The 22573-nt window shown below is 54.6% G+C and carries 17 protein-coding genes, 1 pseudogene and 2 CRISPR repeat arrays; of the genes and pseudogenes, 8 read left to right on the top strand and 10 right to left on the bottom strand.

Features of this window, described 5'->3' with window-relative positions:
• From F591_RS33435 to F591_RS0123560, 5 genes and pseudogenes are all read left to right on the top strand, one after another.
• A pseudogene (locus F591_RS33435) lies at positions 1-155 on the top strand (IS1380 family transposase); the annotation flags it as partial.
• 1227 nt (positions 156-1382) lie between these two features.
• Positions 1383-2979: direct repeats of the CRISPR family, unit length 33 nt; unit sequence GTTTCAATCCACGCACCCCATACGGGATGCGAC.
• Positions 2980-3541: 562 nt separating this feature from the next.
• Positions 3542-4219 carry a PspA/IM30 family protein gene (locus tag F591_RS0123575; protein WP_019537068.1) on the top strand — a complete coding sequence of 226 codons (678 nt, stop codon included), beginning with the start codon at positions 3542-3544 and terminating at the stop codon, positions 4217-4219.
• 28 nt (positions 4220-4247) lie between these two features.
• The gene (locus tag F591_RS0123570; protein ID WP_026326850.1) at positions 4248-5279 is read left to right on the top strand and encodes a TFIIB-type zinc ribbon-containing protein; all 1032 of its coding nucleotides are present in this window, start codon (positions 4248-4250) and stop codon (positions 5277-5279) included.
• Positions 5276-6082, top strand: a complete 807-nt coding sequence (locus F591_RS0123565) for a TPM domain-containing protein (protein WP_019537066.1) — start codon at positions 5276-5278, stop codon at positions 6080-6082. Before F591_RS0123570 ends, F591_RS0123565 begins: the two co-directional genes overlap by 4 nt.
• A 79-nt stretch (positions 6083-6161) precedes the next feature.
• Positions 6162-7085 carry an SPFH domain-containing protein gene (locus tag F591_RS0123560; protein WP_051109252.1) on the top strand — a complete coding sequence of 308 codons (924 nt, stop codon included), beginning with the start codon at positions 6162-6164 and terminating at the stop codon, positions 7083-7085.
• A gap of 279 nt (positions 7086-7364) precedes the next feature.
• Positions 7365-8009: direct repeats of the CRISPR family, unit length 33 nt; unit sequence GTTTCAATCCACGCACCCCATACGGGATGCGAC.
• Between the two features lie 586 nt (positions 8010-8595).
• On the opposite strand, the gene F591_RS0123555 is transcribed toward F591_RS0123560, so the two are convergent.
• On the bottom strand, positions 8596-8925 hold the full coding sequence (locus F591_RS0123555) for a helix-turn-helix domain-containing protein (RefSeq protein WP_019537064.1): 330 nt from the start codon (positions 8923-8925) through the stop codon (positions 8596-8598).
• 38 nt (positions 8926-8963) lie between these two features.
• Here F591_RS0123555 and F591_RS0123550 point away from each other — a divergent pair, with 38 nt between their 5' ends.
• From F591_RS0123550 to F591_RS0123540, 3 genes are all read left to right on the top strand, one after another.
• Positions 8964-9173 (top strand): hypothetical protein, encoded by a 210-nt coding sequence (locus F591_RS0123550; protein ID WP_019537063.1) that lies wholly within the window; start codon positions 8964-8966, stop codon positions 9171-9173.
• Positions 9174-9372: 199 nt separating this feature from the next.
• Positions 9373-11055: an SWIM zinc finger family protein gene (locus F591_RS0123545; RefSeq protein ID WP_019537062.1), complete on the top strand. Its 1683-nt coding sequence runs from the start codon at positions 9373-9375 to the stop codon at positions 11053-11055.
• Between the two features lie 208 nt (positions 11056-11263).
• Complete coding sequence (locus tag F591_RS0123540) at positions 11264-12334, top strand: hypothetical protein (RefSeq protein ID WP_019537061.1); 1071 nt, start codon at positions 11264-11266, stop codon at positions 12332-12334.
• Between the two features lie 6 nt (positions 12335-12340).
• Here F591_RS0123540 and F591_RS0123535 read toward each other — a convergent pair whose 3' ends face one another.
• The 9 genes from F591_RS0123535 to F591_RS28885 form a co-directional block, all read right to left on the bottom strand.
• Entirely contained in the window at positions 12341-12775 is a 435-nt protein-coding gene (locus F591_RS0123535; RefSeq protein WP_019537060.1) for a hypothetical protein, read from the bottom strand.
• Between the two features lie 376 nt (positions 12776-13151).
• Positions 13152-15746: an ABC transporter permease gene (locus F591_RS0123525; RefSeq protein ID WP_019537059.1), complete on the bottom strand. Its 2595-nt coding sequence runs from the start codon at positions 15744-15746 to the stop codon at positions 13152-13154.
• Positions 15743-16426, bottom strand: a complete 684-nt coding sequence (locus F591_RS0123520) for an ABC transporter ATP-binding protein (protein ID WP_019537058.1) — start codon at positions 16424-16426, stop codon at positions 15743-15745. Before F591_RS0123520 ends, F591_RS0123525 begins: the two co-directional genes overlap by 4 nt.
• A 102-nt stretch (positions 16427-16528) precedes the next feature.
• Positions 16529-17533: a sensor histidine kinase gene (locus F591_RS0123515; RefSeq protein WP_019537057.1), complete on the bottom strand. Its 1005-nt coding sequence runs from the start codon at positions 17531-17533 to the stop codon at positions 16529-16531.
• A gap of 1 nt (position 17534) precedes the next feature.
• Positions 17535-18221 carry a response regulator transcription factor gene (locus tag F591_RS0123510; RefSeq protein ID WP_019537056.1) on the bottom strand — a complete coding sequence of 229 codons (687 nt, stop codon included), beginning with the start codon at positions 18219-18221 and terminating at the stop codon, positions 17535-17537.
• A gap of 277 nt (positions 18222-18498) precedes the next feature.
• The gene (locus F591_RS0123505) at positions 18499-18705 is read right to left on the bottom strand and encodes a hypothetical protein (protein WP_156829683.1); all 207 of its coding nucleotides are present in this window, start codon (positions 18703-18705) and stop codon (positions 18499-18501) included.
• A complete protein-coding gene (locus F591_RS0123500; RefSeq protein ID WP_019537054.1) occupies positions 18702-19871 on the bottom strand; it encodes a Ger(x)C family spore germination protein in 1170 nt (389 codons plus the stop codon). Before F591_RS0123500 ends, F591_RS0123505 begins: the two co-directional genes overlap by 4 nt.
• Positions 19868-21283, bottom strand: coding sequence for a spore germination protein (locus tag F591_RS28890; protein WP_019537053.1), 1416 nt, complete (start codon positions 21281-21283; stop codon positions 19868-19870). Before F591_RS28890 ends, F591_RS0123500 begins: the two co-directional genes overlap by 4 nt.
• Positions 21280-22377, bottom strand: coding sequence for a GerAB/ArcD/ProY family transporter (locus F591_RS28885; RefSeq protein ID WP_019537052.1), 1098 nt, complete (start codon positions 22375-22377; stop codon positions 21280-21282). The genes F591_RS28890 and F591_RS28885 overlap by 4 nt, the downstream gene beginning before the upstream one ends.
• Positions 22378-22573: the final 196 nt, after the last annotated feature.

The following is a 22573-nucleotide window of genomic DNA, read 5'->3' as shown; positions in this document are numbered from 1 at the left end:
AAGGCTATACGATTGCCCGGTTCCGTCTGGAATTCTTTCATTGCGCCGCGACGCTCATTCGGCATGGCCGCTCTGTCATACTAAAGCTTGGGAAGGACTTTTCCAGCCGTTATGTCTGGAAACGAATCGAGGTTCGAGTGGCGCAGTTAGAATGATGATAGCAAAATTTTACATGGAAATAAGGACTGCCTCTTCATTGGGGAGGGGGAAAGACCATCCGCCGCAAGCTTCCGTCTCCATCAGGCATGGGAAACTCCTACATTTTTACATCTTAAGTCGCCATTGCTTTAGCCTCTTGCATTGATCTTATGCGCTTTCGAAATTCAGGATCATAGCAAATCTTTTACAATGAAAAGATCCTAGACAGCGGGCTGGCACCGGTAACTACTGGCGCCAGCCTTTTCCATCTTCGTCATTATCGATCATAAGTTACGCTGAATGCCCGAACCCGATGGTCAAATTTTTCCCGGCATGCAGCGACGCTCCCGCTTCAAGCGGCGGCGTAAAAGTCGCTAAATTTCCCTCGAAACAGGTCTATCCCTCAATGGCCGGCAAATTCAGCTTACGCTCCGCCCGTTTCATCGAATAACGCTCAAAATCGACATACCGCCGATGCTGCTGCACAGTTTGGATAGTGCTGGCTTTATTCAGCAGCCCTTCTTGGTCCCACTCGATCATGTGCTGCGAATAAGCTTGGGAACTTTCCGAAGCCAGAGGCAACCGTTCCGTCCCCCCCATCCCCGTTCTTCCATCGCTTACAGCACCTTCAGTGCAAGTCCCGATCGGCGAGTGGCATCGCCGATCAAGGTCAGATCAAACGTACAATGATCGTCCGGCTGCCAATCCGTTTTGCCGCGGACTAACGGCCGCAGCACAAAGGGATTGACCGCTCCGGCTTCGTTGCCGGGGAGCAGAACATCTGGGTATAGCCGCAATGATGCCTGATATCGCATCGACGACACTTACGCATGAGGCGTAGGGCATACGAAGTCCCGCATGCAAGCAATGCCCGATGAGTTCTCTCAACATCGAGCCCAGGTACGGAGGCAATCTGCCTTCTTGTTGGGCGACAGAAGAGGCTCGAAATGTCACAGTATCCAGATGAGAAAACATCTTATAAACCCGTCTTTCGACCTACACAGGAAGCATTGAAAGTTAAATTTTAACAAGGTTTCACCACAAATGTTTACAAAAAAGGACTGCTTTCGCCAAAAAAATAGTTCCTTTGAATGATTAGAAAAACAGGGGAAGGAGACTGATAAGAAGGGGAGATGTTTAGTAGCTCATGAAAGAATGGCTTGTAAAACGTGTGAACGCCTGATCACGATCGCGCCCTGTAGGAGTGCGAATCGTAGCAGGCGTGCCGGCCATCTCGCGCCACCCGTTCAATCCACGCTTCCCGTTCGGGATGCGACACGTTGATGGCTCCTAGCATCATTCAAACCATAGCGTTTCAATCCACGCATCCCATCCGGGATGCGACACGCGGGATTTTGATCATATGTTCGGCTGTGGCGCGTTTCAATCCACGCACCCCATCCGGGATGCGACCAATGTTATGGTTCATGAATCTGTCAAGGCAAGCGTTTCAATCCACGCACCCCATCCGGGATGCGACACGATCGAGGAGGCCGCTCGCGCCCGAAAAGCCGGCGTTTCAATCCACGCACCCCATACGGGATGCGACACATATTTGCCGCCGGTGCTCGCCTTCGTCGGCGTTTCAATTCACGCACCCCATACGGGATGCGACGAGGTCTGGCCGGGATATTGGACGTATATCGACGAGTTTCAATTCACGCACCCCATACGGGATGCGACCCCAATTCGCCAACCCCCACGTCGCCGTATCAACGTTTCAATCCACGCACCCCATACGGGATGCGACGGCAAACCACCCCGCGGCGGAGGCGTGGGTCGAAGTTTCAATCCACGCACCCCATACGGGATGCGACCACCTCCCGAAAAAATTTCTGGAGACCCGCACTATTGGTTTCAATCCACGCACCCCATACGGGATGCGACCAGCCGCGATCTGGCTGCGTTGTCCTCCGGTTTGTCTGTTTCAATCCACGCACCCCATACGGGATGCGACGCCGTGCCGCCAACTCTGTTACGTAGTCATCCGAGGTGTTTCAATCCACGCACCCCATACGGGATGCGACGTACAATAAGGTTAACAAGTTGAGAGGATGATCGGTTTCAATCCACGCACCCCATACGGGATGCGACACCCGCACTGGTATGTCAAGATATACGGCATACCCGTTTCAATCCACGCACCCCATACGGGATGCGACGTGACGAGGGTGCGTACCTTGAGCGCATCGACGTCGTTTCAATCCACGCACCCCATACGGGATGCGACGGGACGTACATCGAAGAAAAAGACACCACGTTTGAGTTTCAATCCACGCACCCCATACGGGATGCGACGCAGCAGCCAGCCAGCAGGCGCACAGCGCCAGCCAGTTTCAATCCACGCACCCCATACGGGATGCGACGTTCTGGAGTGAGCTTATCAAGATCTTTAAACTGTTTCAATCCACGCACCCCATACGGGATGCGACGTCTGCCGTGCCAGTGCGCTTTCCCGCATGGCTGTTTCAATCCACGCACCCCATACGGGATGCGACGCAACGGCTGCACGCTCGTTGTAGCGCTCTTGATCGTTTCAATCCACGCACCCCATACGGGATGCGACACCTGTAAAAATTAAGTGCAATCAGTGAGTTTTTGGTTTCAATCCACGCACCCCATACGGGATGCGACTTGACCGCGATTGACTTGCTGCTGCACGACTACTTTGTTTCAATCCACGCACCCCATACGGGATGCGACTCAATTAATATTAATGATATCGAGTTTACGTCTGAAGGTTTCAATCCACGCACCCCATACGGGATGCGACAAAGAAAAAGGAGGACGGGGCCGAATGACGAAAGCGTTTCAATCCACGCACCCCATACGGGATGCGACAGTACAGTCGCACAGTCCTTGAGCGGCAAGGCTTTGGAAGCCTTTTAGTGCGAATGTCCTTTTATTATACAAAAAAACAGAGCCAAATTCACGCTGAAATGGCAAAAACCCAGTAAAATCAAGAGGTGCGAATCCCCCGGGAAAATCATGGGAGCTTGGCATTCGCACCTGGGGCATTGCTTGCGGCGGATTGTTAGCCCCCATGGAGCAGGCTTGTTTGATGATATCAGACTGGCAACACGGGTTCCACCATCTGACTCACGCTGGAAAATAATAAATATGCATCATAAACGAATAATACGATCTTGACAGAATTATGAATCACAGTAAGTATTTGGTCGTCAATTGGAATATCCTCGACCAACAGAGCATAAGCCCCGATGGATGCCACCGCTCAAAACCTTAAACTACACGCACCACAGCCACAACGGGATTTCCCCCTTCACTCCATTGCTCAGTGCAATAAATCGATCCATCGGCTCAGATAACTTTGAACAAATGAAACCTTTTTCCTAAAAATAAGGTATTATATTGGTAGATGCAATATGCGAGGGGGGGCAATATGGGGATTTTATCGAGGTTTAAGGAGATCATGGCGAGCAATATACATGCCTTGTTGGATAAGTCGGAGAACCCGGAGACAACCATCCGTGAATACATGCGGATGCTGAGCGCCGATTTGGGCAAGGTGAAGGCGGAGATGGCTTCGGTGTTAGCCGATGAGCGGAGGGCAAAGCGGGCATGGGACGAATGCCGGAGCGAGATCGACAAGCTGCAGCGCTATGCGGAGAAAGCGGTGGAAGCGGGGGACGACCAGAGAGCGATCAAGTTCCTGGAGCGCAAGGCGGCGCTGAACGAGAAGCTTTCCCGGCTGCAGGCTGCGCTGGACGTCGCCGCCTCCAATGCCTCCAACATGAAGCGGATGCAGGATAAGCTGGCCTCGGACATCGGCCAACTGGAGACGCGGCTGGCTGCGCTCCAAGGGAAGATGGCGGCTGCGAAGGCGCAGCAAACCTTAAATGACATCAGCTCCGCCGTGAACGGCGCGGATTCCGCGCTTGCTGCGCTGGAGGAGAAGGTCAACCAGGCTTACGCTGAGGCGATGGCCATCGCCGAGCTTCGAGCCGAAGCGAACGATGATCTGGATGAGCTGCTGGCTCCCTACAGCCAGAGCGAACGCAGTCCCAGTGCAGAAGAGGAACTGGCTGCGATCAAGGAGAAGCTGAACAAGAAGAAGTAAAGGGTTCTTCGTTCCAAGAGGTGAACAGATGCCGGTTATAGAATACAAGTGTCCCGGCTGCGGCGGCGGTATGGGATTTGATAGCGGCACAGGGATGCTGGCCTGCGGCAGCTGCGGGAGACAAGAAAATATCGACAATATCCCCGATCCCCTGAAAAAAAGCACTTTCACAGAGGGTGAAGCGAAGGAGTATCAGTGCCACAGTTGCGGTGCGGTCATTATGACGGAAGCGGAGACGACGGCGACAAGCTGCAGCTTCTGCGGTTCTAGCGTGGTGCTGGCAGACCGGCTGTCCGGAAGGCTGGCCCCGGCGAAAGTCATTCCTTTTGCGATTAGTAAGGAAGAGGCGATACGGGCTTTTCGAAAGTGGTGCCGGAACGGCCGGCTGACGCCTGGCGGGTTTATGACCGCAGACCGCATTCAGAGCATTACCGGTATATATGTCCCGTTCTGGCTGTACGATCTGGATAACCAGGTGGAGGTCGAAGCCCGCGCGACGAAGGTGCGAACGTACACGAGCGGCGACTACCGGATTACGGAAACGCAACATTACGACGTATACCGGAAGCTCCGCCTGAATTATGTGAAAGTCCCGGTTGACGCAGCGGAGAAAATGAACGACGAGCTGATGGATAAGCTGGAGCCTTTTCCTTACAACCAGCTGAAAGAGTTCAAAACTCCCTACCTGGCGGGCTACATTGCCGAAAAATACAACTACGACGAGCAGGAGCTTCTGCCGCGGGCCAAGCAAAAAATCAGCCAATACATCGATGATTATATTCAGTCCGTGACGACAGGCTATACGACCGTGACTTATACGAATAAATATATCGATACGGAAGTCAAGCGGGCGGAATACGTACTGCTTCCGGTGTGGGTCGTGCACTACGATTACAATAGAAAAAAATATACGTTTGCCATGAACGGTCAGACGGGCAAAGTCGTCGGCAAGCCTCCGATCAGCAAGGCGAAGGTGGCTGCGTGGTTTGCCAGCATCTCGGGGATTTCATTCCTCTCATTGAAGCTGGTTTCATGGATGATGGGAGGAGGATTCTGGTGAGCGGGAAGCGGGCGATGTGGGCTGTTATTATGCTGCTGGCGGTCATTCTTGCCGTTCCTGTGCAGCAGGCGGCAGGGGAAGAGGCGGAAGCGTCAACCAAGCGGCTCATTTTTGACGAAGCCGGTCTGTTGAATGAGACGGAGATTCGCGAGCTGAGCGCGCTTGCAAGCAAATACGGGGCTAGAAGAGAAACGGACATCCTGATATACACGACCTTGAACCCCGACAACAACGACGTTGAGGTAATGACTGAAGATTTCTACCAATCGCATGCGCCCGGATACGATAAGCCTCATGGCAATGCAGTTATTTTGACGATGGATATGAGGAACAGAGAGGTCTATTTGGCCGGATTTTATAAAGCCGAGACCTACCTGGACAACGACCGGCTCAGCCGCATCCGAAGCAAGATCACTGCGGATTTATCGGCGGGCAATTATGAGCGGGCTTTCCGGAAATATATTGAAACCTCATACAGGTATATGGGCTTTGACCCGGAAGTCAACCCGGACAATATGTTGTATAACGGATTGTTTCAATTAAGCTTTTCATTGACCTTTGCGGGGCTAATCGTCGGTACGATGGTTTATCGATCGGGGGGCCGCGTAACGGTTGACCGCCGCACTTACGAGGATGCGAGCCAGTCCGGAGTGATAGCCAAGAGAGATCGATATTTGCGAACGACGACCTCCAAGACGAAAATCGAAAAAGGAAGCAGCGGCGGAGGCGGCGGCTCTGGCGGCTCTGGCAGTTTTGGCGGCGGAGGCGGTCACTCGCATAGCGGCAGCCGCGGGTCATTTTAATGCGAAGGGATGAGGATATAGGGTGTTTTTTAGAAATCAATTTGCGAATGTCGTGGAATGGGAAGAGTTTCGCGATGATATGATCTTCTGGAAGTGGAGCAACCGGGAGATTAAAAAAGGAAGCAAGCTGATCATTCGCCCCGGCCAAGACGCGATATTCGTGAATAGCGGCAAGATTGAAGGGATTTTTGAGGAAGAAGGGGAGTACAGCATCGATTCGGACATCATCCCGTTTTTATCGACGTTGAAGGGGTTCAAATTCGGTTTTAACAGCGGGATGAGGGTGGAGGTTCTCTTCGTCAATACGAAGGAATTTACCGTCCGGTGGGGAACGCAAAATCCGATCCTGATTCCGACCCCGCAACTCCCGGGAGGCCTGCCGATTCGCGCCAACGGCACGCTGATGTTCAAGGTGAACGATTACGTGACCTTGATCGACAAGATCGCGGGGATGAAGGACAGCTATTTGGTCGAGGATGTGAAAATCCGCATCACCTCCGTGCTGGATCAACTGCTGATGAAGTGGATCAGCCGGGAAGGCAAAGATATGTTTAACCTGCAGGCGAACGCCGCGGAGATTGCCAGGGGCATTGGCGAGGATCTGGATATGCAGCTCCTCGATAACGGTATGACGATCACCGCTTTTCATGTGATGAGCTTCAACTATCCTCAGGAAATCCAGGATATGATTACGAAAACCGCTTCTCATGAAATGATCGGCAATCTGCAGAAGTACCAGCAGGTGAGCATGACGGACGGCATCGCTTCGGGCAAGGTGCAGGGCGGCGGCGCCGCTTCGGATATGGCCGGCATGATGATGGGCATGAACCTGGCGAACGAAATGATGAAAAATATGAACCGCAGCCAGGCCAACCCGGCGCAACAGGACAAGTCCGAGCCGGCGCCTGCCTCCTCCGGAAGCAAACCGAACTTCTGCCCGAATTGCGGCACGAAAAACGAAGGGGCGAATTTTTGCCCGAATTGTGGGCATAAGTTGGGCTAGGCCCGGGGTTGAAATGCGGCTTACGGATGCGCTAGAAGGCTAGAAAGAGGTCTGGCGGCGGCGACCTCCAACGGAGCGAAGTCGATAACACGGAACTTCCATTATATGGGGATATAGATATACAGGGATGCAGAGTTAAATCACGAAGGCATTCTACTTTTCGGAGTAGAGTGCTTTTTTCATTTTTATGGGGATGCCGGATATGGGGCAGATGTGCTAAACACGCGATACGTATGGGATGTGATTCGCCGATACATAGTCATCCATGAGCGATTGGATGTTTCGATCCACGCACCCCGTACGGGATGCGACATCTGGCCGACAACTTTTACGCCCCGGTCGGTTGGGTTTCAATCCACGCCCCCCGTACGGGATGCGACGTATCGGCCGTCACGGCGGCTCCCGAGTATAAGACGTTTCAATCCACGCCCCCCGTACGGGATGCGACCGTGCTTTGCGTCATACTTACGCGTATGATCGTAGGTTTCAATCCACGCACCCCGTACGGGATGCGACCCAACGGCACCCGATTACGTCGGTAGCCGCTGCGGGTTTCAATCCACGCACCCCATACGGGATGCGACAACGACTGGCGCGCTGATTGACGGTACGTATCCGGTTTCAATCCACGCACCCCATACGGGATGCGACCTGCGCACGCTGACCTCGTTGGCCGGGTAGGCGGGGTTTCAATCCACGCACCCCATACGGGATGCGACTTATAAAGAAACCGCCCCCGCAACCGACCTCGCCAAGTTTCAATCCACGCACCCCATACGGGATGCGACACCAAGGTTCCGAAAATAGTCAGCAACAGGCTGGTTTCAATCCACGCACCCCATACGGGATGCGACTTTCGTACGGTTATCGCGAAAGGTTTGGCGAACGTTTGTTTCAATCCACGCACCCCATACGGGATGCGACAGCACAGCCCAAGAGCCCTTGAGAAGCAAGGGTTTGAAAGCCCTTTAGTGCGAATGTCCTTTTATTATACTCGATAACCGGGCAAAATTCACGCTAAAATGCCGAAAACCCGGTAAAATCAAGGGGTGCGAATCCCCCGGGAAAATCATGGGAGCTTGGCATTCGCACTTGATCTTGAATTACGTTTGGCATGATGAATTCATGATCGACTCCGGGCTAACCCTCCGGGTCTCATCGCTACAGGTTTCAATCCGCCCCCTATACGGAATGCGACGAGTCGCAATTTGGCTTGGTTTCCTCGGCGAGGTTTCAATCTCCACACCCCATACGAGATACGACCGCACAATTCAAAAGCCCTGGAGAGACAAAGGCCCGAAATCCCTTTAGGGCAAATGCCTTTTTATTATAATCGATAACCATGCAAAATTCACGCTAAAACGCCGAAAGCCCCAGCAAGATCAAGGGATGCGAGTCTCCCGGGAAAATCATGGGAGCTTAGGACTCGCACCGAAAGATCCCCTGCAATTGGACTGTGCCATCGAGATGCGGGATCGGTATCTTTTTTAAGGGGAAGCAGGGAGAAGCATTAGCGAATCGCCGTAAGAAATAGTTTCAGGAGGGCATATGCATCCTTGCGCTGCTGCACCTTGCATTGATTCAATGCAGCTGCGATGAGCTTGCTTTCATCCGACCCGGCTTCATCCGTACTGGCAAAAAGCAACTCATTCGGAGAAAACTTTAACACCGAACAGATGCCCAGCATAGTATCAATGGACATCCCCGCTTGGCCGCGCTCAATGTCCGCACAAAACTTGGGCACATGCCCGATCCGTTCGGCAAAATCCTCTTGAGTGATCTCCGAAGTCTTTCGACGAGTCCTAATGCGAGTTCCTACAGCCTTTTTATCGTAGCTCATACTAAATCCTTTCCGGAGACTTAACGAGAAACGAAGAGATGGCCATGATGAACCAGGTCGAACAGATGGAATATGAGAAGAACAAGCTGACTCAACTGGGAATAGAATCGCTGGCGAATGGAATTCCGTTATATGCCAACGAGGCGCTTCAGGCTCAAAGCCGAAAAGATAAGCATCAGCTTCGCCATGCCATGGAGAATGAACCGGCGGCGTCCGGCCCATACTCGCCATGCTATCCGGCTCCTTAACGCTAGCGCTGGATTCGGGTCCACACGAGAAGGATTTAGCAGCTCCCTTTGTGCAAAAGGGGGCTTATCGTGCTCGCGAGCTTCGTTAAGCAGCGGAAACCGCGTGGAAACCGCGTACCTGCTAGATTTTTAGGCCTAAACATGGTTCAATGATAGTAATGACTCGGGCTGACGAGAACGGGAAAGCGGGGATTCGTCCATGAATATTTTTTATTTCGAGGAAGCGATCGACAATACCATTTTGGACATGGGATACGCCTACTACGAGGAAGGGCGTGTCGTCGAGGTTCGCCGGATTGCGGAGCACGAATATGCTGTCGAGGTGGAGGGGAGCGATGACTATGAGGTCGTCGTCAAGCTCGATGAGGACGGGGAGATCGTGTATTCCCGTTGCGATTGCCCCTTTGATTACGGTCCCGTATGCAAGCATGAGGTGGCTGCGTATTATGAACTGGCCTATTTATTAGACGAGGATGACGACGAAGACGATGATGAGGCCGTGGCTCGGCTGCAACCGGTCAAGCTGCCGGCTTTGAGCGACGTATTGAACCAGCTGCCCAAAGAAGAACTGATCGAGATTATTATGGAGCTGACGCAGCAAAATACGCTGGGGCGCGAATTGATCATAGCCAAGTATGCCAGAGGCGACGAGCGGCAGAAGCTGGAGCAGTGCCGCAAGCTGATTCGTGCGTTCGTTCGACAATATCAAGGCCGGGGAGGCCATATCGCGTATCGGGCCGTTGCCGATTTTGCCATGGGACTGAGCGAGGTATTGGAGAAGGCCAGGCTGACGGATAATAGGACGCTGGCGCTGGACATTGCCTTTTTAGTACTGGAAGAGGCGCTCAAAGCGTTTCATTATGCCGACGATTCCGATGGCGACATCCGCGAGGTGGCGAGAGAAGCGCTGGAGGTGATCGGGGACATTGCCGACGACGTCCAAAATCTGGATGAGGATGAAAGAAAGCAGGTTTTCGACAAGCTGCTTGAGAAGAGCGACGCGTCCTTTTTTGAAGCATGGGATGATTTCCTGCTTGAGCTGATCGAGATCTGCACCCGCTTTGCCGATGTCGAGACATTCAGAAACCGGTTGATGGCCCAGATCCAATCCTTGATTCGGCGCAAAGTCGGAGAAGAATACAGCGAGTTCAGTATTGAAACCTTGCTTCACTTTTTGCTGCAAATGACGGAGCAGTACGGCACGGCTGAGGAAGCGGAAGCGTTCATCAAAGAAAACCTCCACTACAATACTTTTCGAGAGAAGTATATAGGTATGCACATGCAGAAGGGCGATTTTCGCAAGGTGGTGGAGCTGGCTCTGGAAGGAGAAGCGCAGGACCAAAACTCCCCCGGCCTTGTCATTCAATGGAAAGAACACAGATACGAAGCTTATAAGGCGATGTCGCTGCGGGAAGAGCAGGAACAGCTGGCCAAAGAGCTGCTGTTGGACGGAAATTTCGAATATTACAGCGAGTTGAAAGCGTTGGTTGCGGATCAGGAAGCCTTATATCGCGAGCTGAAGCACAAGTTTAACCAGGCGAAGGGCTGGCGCGAACGGGAAATGTATCGCAGACTCATTGAGAGCGAGAACGATCTGGATGCGCTCATGCTGTACTTGAAGGATAATCCGGAGATGCTTGAGACTTATGCGAGCAGGCTGGTAGTCCGGTACCGGGACGAGATCGTCGAGATGTATCGCCGGTATATTCGGGCACAGGCAAGTTCTGCTGCCAACCGCAGGCAGTATCAGAGCATATGCCGGATGCTGTCCAGATTCGGGAAAATTGCAGGCCAAGAGCTTCAGCAGCATCTGATCCAGAGCTTGAGAACTTTGTATATGAGAAAACGGGCTTTTTTGGAGGAATTGGACAGGTTGAAATAGGGCGGAGCGCCCCAGCGAGCGAGTTGGCCTTGCTCTGCTTCGACCGATCAATGATGAGGCTCCGGCCTGCGAATACGAAGTGCTCCCCAAGATGGCGCCGAATGGCCTCATCCGGCACGATCCCGGGCTCTGGGCAGCCGAACCCATGGGATGATCATGAGCTAATGGGAGTACAACACATCGTGCATGATTCAGGAGAAGGATAGCAATGATTCCACTAACCGAAAAGCTTGTACAATGGTATCAATCCGATCTGAAGATCGACGTCAGCATAGCATCGGTCTATTGCCGCATTATTGCGCAGTATGGCGGCCCGGAGGATGCCGCGGCACTATTCCGGCTCTTCGCCGGGAAGCCTTCCGACTTCGCGCGCGAGATGCTGCTGGACCCGGTGATGAGACTCGGGGATTTGGCGCTGGCGGAGGAAATCGACCGCCTGTGCTTCGAGCAGGGACGGCTGAAGGAAGACGTGCCGAGTGCGGTTTTGCATGCGCTGGGATTTATGGGGTATGAGAAATATATCGATTATATGGTAGAGTGCGTCAGCGCGAACGACTGGTATTTGTCCAAGGATGCCTGTCTCGGCTTGCTGCATCTGCCTTGCGAGAAGCATCGGGAGAGGCTTAAGAGCGAGCTGGAGAAAATATACGGGCAGCCGCTGTTTCCTGAATTGTTGCCTGCGCTGAGCTTTAAGGTTGCTGGCGAAGAGATCGTCCCGAGGCTGCTGGCGTGGGGCGAACGGGCATCGACGGATTGCAATGGCGGGCTTGTTCTCGGCATCTCCCTGTTTGGCCGCACGCAACGAGAGCATGTCCAAAGCATCCTCATGGACCCGTCCTGGGAAATGTTCAGTATTGGCACAGGGAGCCATTGGTGGGGCTATATGGCTATGCAAAGCGCCGAGCTGACCTTCCGCGAGCTCATCTCCAAGCTGAAGGCTCAGATGTCGCTTGCACGGAATGAGGCGGACAGCGCGCCGGATAAACGGACGATCGAGGACCGTCTTAAAGTGCTGCACGATCTGCTGGAATTGAAGCTGGCGGATGAACCGCATCCGGTCCGCTTTTCAGCGATCAATCAAGAGTCGCTCATCGAGCTTTATCAGGCGCTGTTCCAGTGGAGCGGCGAACATGAGGACGACTCGTTGACTGGTAGAATTGGTGCTTGCTTGGGACACGATCATCCGCTGATAGATAAGTACGCACAGTTAAGATCGGCCATGGAGCTGGGCATCAAGCGGGAATTGGAATGGCAGATTTGGTCGAATAGCGGTAAATGATACTGCTTAAGATCCTAAACTTTGGTTAAGAAGCTCCATTGCTTGATCGTACAATGCTATATTGTCCGGATTTGCAGAAATACTTGTGAATACCTCTCTGATTTCTTCTTTGTTGATTAATGGTTTTTTATTGGCATAGAGATTGCGAAATAAATGAATGAATTCCGCTGTAACGCCAGTAATAATGGAGTGATTCTTGTAAGAAGTGTATTTAGATAAGGCGTAAGCTTGGGAAGCGTGTTCTATTGCAAATATATAACCTTCATAATTGCTGTTCGTCACAGAGTCTATGGTTCCAGATATTCTTCCGATTGCTGCAATAAAATCGGTGTCAATACTTTCTTGATTATTCTTTTTTAATGTAGAAATAAAATACCCATTTAAAACTAACGAGAGGATTAATGCTGCAGCAACAATAAAAGCCCTTTTACGCGATTTCATTAATACTCCTCCAATCTCGATCAGGAGCCTCCATAGGCCATTATAGATATGTCTGGGCATAAGAATCGGTTACTTTGCTTTTGCTTTAATAAGGTTTTTAAGATAAAGAAAGCGCTGCTTTCCTCATAATCAATATCATTTCCTTGTAAAAAGCAAATCCCATCCGCACAATGCCTACATTATATAAACTAACATGAATAACAAAACGTTCCATGAGCGACCCCAAAAAATTTTGCCCTGCTTCGATCATCCGTTTCGCGGCGCTTCTGACCATGATGGATGGGACAAAAGAAATCGGGGGAGGCACGATGACAGTAATCGTTCCATCCCCCGGATTCGCGTAAGGCCAGGCAGCGATTCGCTTCCCGCGTCAAGCTTAAATGCTCTCCTGCTTCAGTCCATCGATAATGTTCTCTTTCTTGACCTTGGCGCTCGAGTACAGCATAGCCGACAGGACGATGACGAAGACGGCGGCCAGGCAGTACAAGATGCTTGCCCAAGGAAGGGCGAAATCGTAATCGAAGCTGTTCATCGCCGACCGGTAGATCAGGTACATGATGGCGACGCTGATCGGCAGCCCGTACAGCACCGCTTTGATGCCGTAGAAGATGCTTTCGTAATTGATCATTTTGTTGAACCCTTGCGGGGTCATGCCGACCGATTTGAGCATTGCGAATTCCCGTTTCCGCAAGGAAATGCTGGTCGAGATCGTATTGAAAATGTTGGCGATCGAGATGGCCGTGATCAGCGCGATAAAGCCGTAAGTAAATACGGACATGAGCAGAATCGTTTGCTCTTCCCGCTGTCTGGCCTGAAATAAATTATAGACATAGAGATCGTAAGCCATCTCCTCGATTTCCCGTTGCGTCTTCATCGGATCGGAGCTTTTCAGGTACAAGTAGGACCTCTCGCTTGGGATCGCCTGCCCTTCCAGCAGCCGGCCCAGCACTTGCTCGGAGACGATGACATTCAGCCCGCCGAGCCCCGCCGGCAGAATCCCCATCGGGAACTGATCCGTCAAGCCGGCGATCTCCACGGCGTTCGTCGCTGCCGGCTTCCCGGCTTCCGTGTCCTCGAGGGCCAGATCCAGGGTGCGGCCAACTTCTGTGTGGATCGCCTTCATCTCCACATATTTCTCCGCATCCATATCCTTGTAAGGAATCGTATCGATGACGATCGCTCCCGGACGGTCCGGATCGTTCAGCCGGGCGGCGTCAGCCCCGACGAGCCGGGCGTAGGCGGCCAGACTCTCCTCGTCCAGGGCGTGAAGACGAATGAAATAAGGCAGCTTCCCGTCCTCCAGAGCATCGGGGTTCTGCTTCACCAGCTCCTTGAGCGGATCGGCAATCGCCGCCGCATCGATGTTGGCGGTAGCGTTCACTTCCCGGACCAGCGTATGCTCCATGACATCGGGCAGGGAGGAGATCGCCCGGATCAAGCGCTCGTCTTGAAGCGCAATGCTGTCGCCGATCGTCTGCACCTGCATATCGAAATTGATGCCGTCCTTGGACAGCTCGACCGATTTTCTCAAACTGTCGGTAAAATAGGAGACCGCCAAAAACAGCACGATGCTGATCACGAGCGAGAAGACGGTCGCCTGATAGCGGCGCTTGTTTCTCTTCAAATTTTTCAGCCCGATTTCCGCTTCGATGCCGAACAGTTTGCGGACGAGCTTCGACGTCTTCACCGCTTTGCCGGTCAGCTTCACGTCCGTCGTCTGGCGAATCGCGTCGATGGCGGAAATTTTCGAAGCTTTCATGGCCGGAATGTACGTTGAGACGAAGATCGTCAGCAGCGACACGACGCAGGCGACCGCCACCGAAGCGGGGGTTACGGTCAGCGTCAGCTGTTCGGTTACGCTGAGGGCGTTCTGAATGAGCGAGTTGATCAGCCAGAAGGTGACGCCGATGCCGGCAAGGCCGCAGGCGATGCCGATCGGGATGCTGACGACGGCAATGACCATGCCCTCGAAGAACACCGAGTTGCGCTTCTGCCTTTTCGTCGCCCCGACGCTGGACAGCATGCCGAGATGACGCGCCCGCTCGGAGACGGAGATGGCGAAGGCGTTATAGATGAGCGCGACCGAGCCGACGATGATGATCGTCATGATAATGGCCGACAGCGACCACAGCATGCTGCGCAGCCCGTCATGGTTCGTGATGCCGTAGTAACGCAGCAGGCCGTTATTAAACGAGACGCTCTCGATCCCGAGCTCCTTGGCCAGCTCCTGCGCGTGCTCATAGAGCGAGCTGCGAACCTTCTTCAGGACGACGAGGGCGTCGGCCGTATCGCCTGCCGCGAGCTGCTGCTCGTCCACATAGCCGATAATCGGATAGCCCGGCATCCAGGCAGGTATCCAGTTAGGAGGCTCGATGACGCCGACGACCTTGAAGCTGGCAGGCTTCGTGTCGCGCAGGCTTTCGGCGGATTGCCCGTCCTTCATCTGCAGCGGCTCGTTTTCGGAAAGCGGTTCGCTCTTGCCTGCCATCGTGCGCTCGCCGATCTCGAGGCGAAGCTGCTCGCCGATCGCATAAGAGACCTTGGCGCTGTCGGCGATTTCCCCGGAAATGACGACCTCGTCTGCAGCCTGCGGCCATCTGCCCTCCTTCAGCTTGAACGGAAACTGCTCGAAGCCGGCGTCGTTATAGGCGGTGATGAACAAATACGGCTTGCTGCGGTTTTGGCTTTCTTCCAGCAGAGCATATCCGAACCGTCGGATCAGCACCAGTTTTTGCGTCTCGGCATCGGCGCGGATCGCGGTCAGCTGCTGCGGATTCGCGCCCTCGTAGTAGACGTGCCATTCGCCGCCGTTCGCAATGGCTTGCCGCTTCATCAGGTCCAGGAAGGAGATGCCGAGCGACGCCACCGCCATGATCATCGCCACGGAAATGATCGCGCCGATCATCGTGACGAGCGTCCGCCGCCGGTTCTGCTTCAAATGCCGGATCGTCAGCCGGTTCATGATGTTCATGGACGAATCACCTCGTCCTTGGCGATCCGTCCGTCCTCGATCGTCAAGATCCGGTCGGCCTGAAGGGCGATCCGTTCGTCGTGGGTGATGACGATGAGCGTCTGCTGATACGCCTTGTTCAGCATTTGAAGCAGGTCCATGATCTCGGCGCTGTTCTTGCTGTCCAGATTGCCGGTCGGCTCGTCCGCCAGCATGATGGCGGGATGGCTGATGATCGCCCGGCCGATCGACACGCGCTGCTGCTGCCCGCCGGAAAGCTGATTCGGCAGATGGTTCAGGCGGCTTTGCAGGTTCAATATGCCAACGATCCGGCTGAGCTCCTCGCGGTCGACTTCGTGCCCGTCCAATAGCAGCGGCAGCGTCATGTTCTCTTCGACCGTCAGAACGGGAATCAGGTTGTAGAACTGGTAGATGAGGCCGATCTGCCTGCGCCGGAAGATCGCCAGCTGCGTCTCGTCCAGGCTGTAGATGTCCGTATTCTCCACCAGCACCTTGCCGCTCGTCGGGCGGTCCACGCCGCCAAGCAAATGCAGCAGCGTCGATTTGCCGGACCCGGACGGGCCGATAATCGCGATGAACTCCCCTTTGTTCACGGAAAACGACACGTCGTCCAGCGCTTTGACGGCCGTCTCGCCTTTTCCGTACATTTTAGACAGATGCTCTATTCTCAATATTTCCATGTTCCTACCTCCATATTACGGCTATAGTCACATTGTATCTGCCTAAAATGACTCTCCGGTGACTGCTTCGGTGACAATATTGTCACTTAAGGCGTTTGGGGCCTAGACGACCTGCTTGTAAAATTTGATGCGGAACCGCGTGCCTTCGCCCTTCGCGCTCTGCACCTCGATCGTTCCGCCCTGGCTCGTAATGATGCTGTGCGCCATCGCCAGGCCGATGCCGACGCTGTCTTCGCTGGCGTTTTTTCCTTTATAGAAGCGGTTGAAAATGTACGGGAGATCCTCCTTCGGGATGCCCGGACCGTTATCGGCGATGACGATTTCCGTGAACAGCGCGTTTTCGGAATAGGAGATCGCCATCGTCCCGCCCTCGGGCGTATGCTCGACGCTGTTTTTGAGGATGTTGATGACGGCCTCGGCGGTCCAGTTGAAGTCCCCCAGGAACGAGACGGAATCGTCTCCCTCGACGGATACGCTCTGCTGCTTAACGTCCATCGGAATGAGCACCGCCTGCAGCGCGGCCTGAATGAGCCGGCCTACGGGGAGCGGCTCGCGCTTGAACTGGACCGTCCCGGCGTCGATCTTCGACAGCTTCAGCAGCGAGGTGACGAGCCATTCGATCCGCTCGAGCTGCACGCGCAGATTGCGCGTGAATTCCGCCCGCTTCGCGCTAGGCAGCCCCGCGTCGCTCAGCAGATCGGCCATCATGAGCATCGAGGTCAGCGGCGTCTTGAGCTGGTGGGAGATATCCGAGATCGCGTCGGTCAGGCGGATCTTGTCCCGCTGCAACTGCGAGCGCTGCTCCGATAGCCTGAGTGTCACTTTGTAGATTTCGCTTTTCAGGATGCTGAGTTCGCCTTCCTCGTTGTCGCGGACGTCCAGCGAATAATCGCCGCCGCTAATCCGGCGCAAATAGCCGGACAGCCTGGCGATTTCCCGGTACCGCCGATGCGTAAACCATAGGCTGCAGCCGATCAGCAGGCCGCTCGCGATGAGCGTGAACGCAGCCGCAGCAAGCGACAGGAACACCGCCGCAGCGGCTCCCGCGAGCAGGGCGATTGCGCCCATCGCTGTCAGCAGCAGGCGAACTTCGCGATTGCGCAGCATGCTAATCACCGACCTTGTAGCCGAGTCCGCGCACGGTCTTGATGAGCGCCGGCTGCTGCGGATCGTCCTCCAGCTTTTCCCGCAGCCGCTTGATATACACGGTCAGCGTGTTGTCGTTCACGAAATCGCCGGCCACATCCCAGATCTGCTCCAGCAGCTGGCTGCGGGTCAGCAATTGTCCGATATGGCCCGCAAAAATGAGCAGCAGGCGATATTCCAGGGCGGTCAGAACGATTTCCTCGCCGTGCTTGGTGACTTTGCCTTCGAGCGTATGAATGCGGACGGGACCGATGTCGATCGCCGGAGCCGCGGTTTGGGCCTGCTTCCGGTATCGCCGCAGCACCGATCCGATCCGCGAGAGCAGCTCGCGAATGCGAAACGGCTTCGTGATATAATCGTCGGCTCCCATATCGAGCCCCATGACGACATTCACCTCATCGTCGATCGCAGTGAGGAAAATGACCGGAATATCGCTGCGCTCCTTAACCAGCCGGCACAGATCGTAACCGCTGCCGTCCGGCAGCGACAGGTCGAACAGGCACAGCGACAATTCGTGCAGCCGCTCGGCCAGCACCTTCCTTGCCGACTCGGCGTCATGGCACAGAATCGTCGCGTACTTGTCCTGCTGCAGCGAATATTCCAGCCCGGCCGCGATCGTCTTATCGTCCTCAACGAGCAGAATGTTCATATGACGAGTCCCTCGCTTTGGTTGGGGGCAGGCCGGCCGGCGGATCGCCGAGCCAGTCTGTCTGCATAAATAGAAAAACACCGCTGCGTAAGGTAAAGTGAAAGGACAAGCCGTCACTACCGTACCGAAGGGTGTCCTTCTCATTATAAAGCATAAAGCATATGCCTCTGCGGGGCAACGGGCTACCATTTTGCCACACCAGATTGCTGGATAATCAAGCGGGGGACAGGAGCTTCGAGGAATGCTTATATTGTGGAACCTTGGGCGTCACAGGCGCTCATTTCCATGCGGGGAACAGGGGAGCTGTCGGAGTCGGGAATTTCAGAATGCCGGCCATGAAGAGGAGGCCGGTCAGCCAAGCGACCGCCATCCAGCCGGCAAATACCCATTTTTCGCGGCTTCCTCCCGTTTTCCGCCAATACCGGAACTGCTGCAGCGTAACTAGAGCCGCTCCAAGCGTAAAGCAGATCATCCACCCCTTCAATCCTTCCTCACCTCGTTTTCCGGCAAGTATAGAGGCGCTCCGACGGAACCGATGCCGGTAATTTTTCCGCCTACCTGCCAAGTGATCTTCGCGTTCGGATACATGGTCGGCCATTCTTTCTCGATCTGTTTCCAGAAATCCGGATACCTCCGCGCAATCATGGCTCCGAGCCCGACGCTGTCGACTTGAAATTCTTTTTGCAGACGGTGAAACAACGACCGGTACGTTTGTTCGAGCTCATCGGTGAACGCTTCCTCCACCTTCCGAACGTTTCCGGGAGCCCCCAAATCCAGATTGGTCCGGTTATCCATAATTCGCCCTTGACACGTCACGCGGAACGTAAAGATCGGCTCGCCCTTGGAGATGGCGACCATGCGGCGCACTTTGACCTGGTACAGATGAGCGGAGAGACTTCCTTTTACCTGGGGGATACGGAATGTCAGGCTTCCCCCCGCTCTGCCGCCCAGCAGTCCGATCAGGGCAGGGACCTGCTTGCCCTTGATATACCCTTTGAGCTTGTGATCCTGGAAGATCGCCACGCTGTTGAACGATATTTTGTTGCCGACAATGGTAAGACCGGCCGCGACCGGCTGCTGCCCCGGCGAAGTGGAGGCGATAAAATAATCCCTCAATGTATTCGGGACCTGGCCTTTGCGCAGAACCAGCTCGCGCAGCACCTCCGATCCGAAATTTTCAAGCGGCAGTTTCCGGTCGATGAGCTCTTCCGCCCGGCTGCCTTCGGCGATGATCAGTTGCGTGCTGATCCGATTTTTGGGGTTTCGGCTAATCTGGTCGAGCACCTCCTTGATTCCGTGCCGGGCCAGCGGTTCTCCCATGATGAACACGCGCCGATGCGAAGTTTCGATATCCCGCGGCACGATCCGTTCCGCTTCAAAGCGCGTTTCGTCGATGTCCGGTCCTTCCGTTACGATATGCGTGACGGGCTCGACGCGAGGATTGCCGATCGGGGTCTGCCCGGCTCCGCCCAGGCGGGTGGGCTCCGCGATATGGATATGAACCCGGTAAGTTCCGGGCTCCCGGCCTTCATCCAGAGCCGTCAGCATGACGATCCCGACATCCACGATTTCCCGGCGATCCCAGCAGCCCGCCGTTGCAAGGGCCGCCAGCATCAGGATCAGAGGTAACAGGAACCGTCGGCGCTTCATGGAGACGATCTTCCTCTCTGCGGAATTTTGGCGTGTCGTCGTAACGGCGCCCGGAGCAGAAAATCTTTCAAGCCGCGCACAACGAGCGGGGCGATCGGCGTCAGATAAGGCGTGCCTGCAGATTGAATCCCGGTCAAGTACGCTTGCGTAAAAAACAACCCGAGCGCAACGCCGTACAGCCCCAAACTCCCCGCCAGGACCAGCAAAATCATGCGCATAATCCGGATGGCGAACGTCATCTCATACCGCGGAATCATCAGCGAAGCGATCCCCGTCACCGACACGACGATAATCATCGGAATGGAGATGATGCCCGCCTGCACGATCGATTGCCCGATGACCAGGGCGCCGACAACGCTGACCGCCTGGCCCAGAATGCGCGGCAGGCGGACGATGGCTTCCCGGAGCGCTTCGAAGATGCTTTCCATGATCAATGCCTCCACCACCGCGGGGAAGGGGGAAGTTTCGCGGGATGCCGCGATGGATAGCAGCAAATCGGTAGGCAGCATCTCGACATGATAGGTTGTAATCGCGACGTAGAGGGACGGAAGCAGCAGGGCCAATATAATGAAGAGTGCCCGGATCGCGCGCAAAAACGTCGCGCTGCTGTAGTTGATGTAGTAATCTTCAATGGCTTGAAAAGCGTTCCAGAACGTGAAGGGAAAGATTAAAGCAAAGGGCGTGTTGTCAACCAGGACGGCGACCCGGCCTTTCACCAGCGCTTCGGTGACGACGTCGGAGCGTTCGGTCGATTGCACGGTCGGAAACAGGCTGAACGGCCGGTCTTTGATGTTTTCGGCGAGATAATTGCTCTCGATCACGGCATCCAGTTGAACGGCGGAAATCCGCTTCGCGATTTCCGTCACCAGCTCGTCGGAGGCCACGCCATCCAGGTAGAGCATCCGGACGTCGGTTTTCACAACCGAGCCGATCTTCCATGTCCGGATGCGGAGCTTGTCGCTTTTCAGCATGCGGCGCAGCAGCGCGATATTGGTTTCCAGATGCTCGACCAGACCTTCGCGGGGGCCTTGAACGACCGTTTCCGTCTCGGGCCGGTTAATATTCCGGTGCGGGACAGAGGCGACATTGGCCAAAATGACGTTCTCCCGGCCCACAATGGCGATCGCGGCCGCACCGGACAACAGCGCCTGAACCGTTTCTTCATAATCGCCGGTTGTCTTCACCGCCGGCGAATTGACCGGGATTCCATCCGCGTCCGGATTCGCTTCAAGCGGACGGATAATTTCCCTTTCAATCCGCTTCTCGTCGACAATGCCTGCGAGATACACGATGAGAGAACGGCCTGCGCCGCGAAAGACGAGGTCGGATACGTGGCCGAACGTTCGGCTTAGTTGTTCGGCGAACTGTTTTTGGTCCTCCCAAGTGGACATTCGTATCCGTTGTCCGCTCATCCGATTTCTCTCCTTTTTCGACGGGCAGTCTTAAGCTTGATGACGAGCCAGGCTATTAGCGGCAGGCCAACGAAGAAAGGGACGAAAATCAGCCACGTCGCCCATTGGTGCCCCATGAACAGATGGAGGCTGAGATTATCCGACATGTAGAAGGCAAACACGAATACGATGACGGACACCGGGATGACAGCCGCCTGGCTGTTCGCCTTCCATAGATCGGAAATGAGGGCGCATGCCGCGTAGGTAAAGATGGCGATCTTGAACAAGACGCCGATCATGTAATTGATTACGATGAAGGGATCGATATTTTGAATAAAATCCGCAACGTTGACCAGATGAAACGTGCTCATCAGCGGAAATAACGAACGGGAGAACAGTTCCGGCCCAAGCGTTGCGATCGCGACAACATCCAGAATAATGAAAAACAGCCCCGCCGTGGCGCCCGACAGCAAGGCGGCCTGGCGGAACCCTTGCGGCGGCAGCGTCGTCGCCCAAAACGCGGCGAAAGCGAACGCTTCTGCGTAAGGAACGGTAAAGCTCGCCGGAAAAACGGAGGTCAGGATCGGCTTCCATTCCGCGGCAACCGGCGCCAGCAAGGACAGGCGAATCGTGCCGGAGGCGAGCAGCAGTCCGATTTGCAGCAGGAAAGAGAAGATCATGATCGGGACGTTCAATTCAGCCAACCGCCCCATCCGCCGGATTCCCGCATAGCAAACGTAGGCGACCAGCAGCTGAAACAAGGCCATGCTGACCCCTATCGGAGTTCTTGGCAGCAGAAACGTGTTCGTCAGTTCGCCGATGTCCCGCAAATCCCGGCCCGCCGTATACATGAACAGAAAAACGTACACGACACCCAAAGCTGCGCCAATCGGCCGTCCGAACGCTATTTTTAGCAAACCGGTCCAATTCGCGTTCGCCTTCGATTCGTAAAGCTTCGAGTACATGAACAGAAGACCCGAACCGAGCAGCATGCTGATGGCAGCGGTGATCCAGGCATTCTGCTTCGCCGGGGCCGCAATTCCGAAGACGACGCTCGTTCCCAGTAGAAACAGGAGCATAAGGCTGTATAATTGCCATAAGGATAAGGACCGCATTCCGGAAGTCCCCTTTTATGCATTATCATTCCACCATCTCGGTTGAATTATGTAACAGCCCGGCGGGGAGGACGGTGTGATGCCGGCAGAAGCGTCTCGTCGGGAGGACGGTGTGATGCCGGCAGAAGCGCCTCGTCGGGAGGACGGTGTGATGCCGGCAGAAATGCCTCGTCGGGAGGACGGTGTGATGCCGGCA

Source organism: Paenibacillus ginsengihumi DSM 21568, from assembly GCF_000380965.1.
GTDB lineage: Bacteria > Bacillota > Bacilli > Paenibacillales > NBRC-103111 > Paenibacillus_G > Paenibacillus_G ginsengihumi.
Note: the sequence above shows the minus strand (reverse complement) of the source record. Positions and strands in the feature narration are given on the sequence as shown.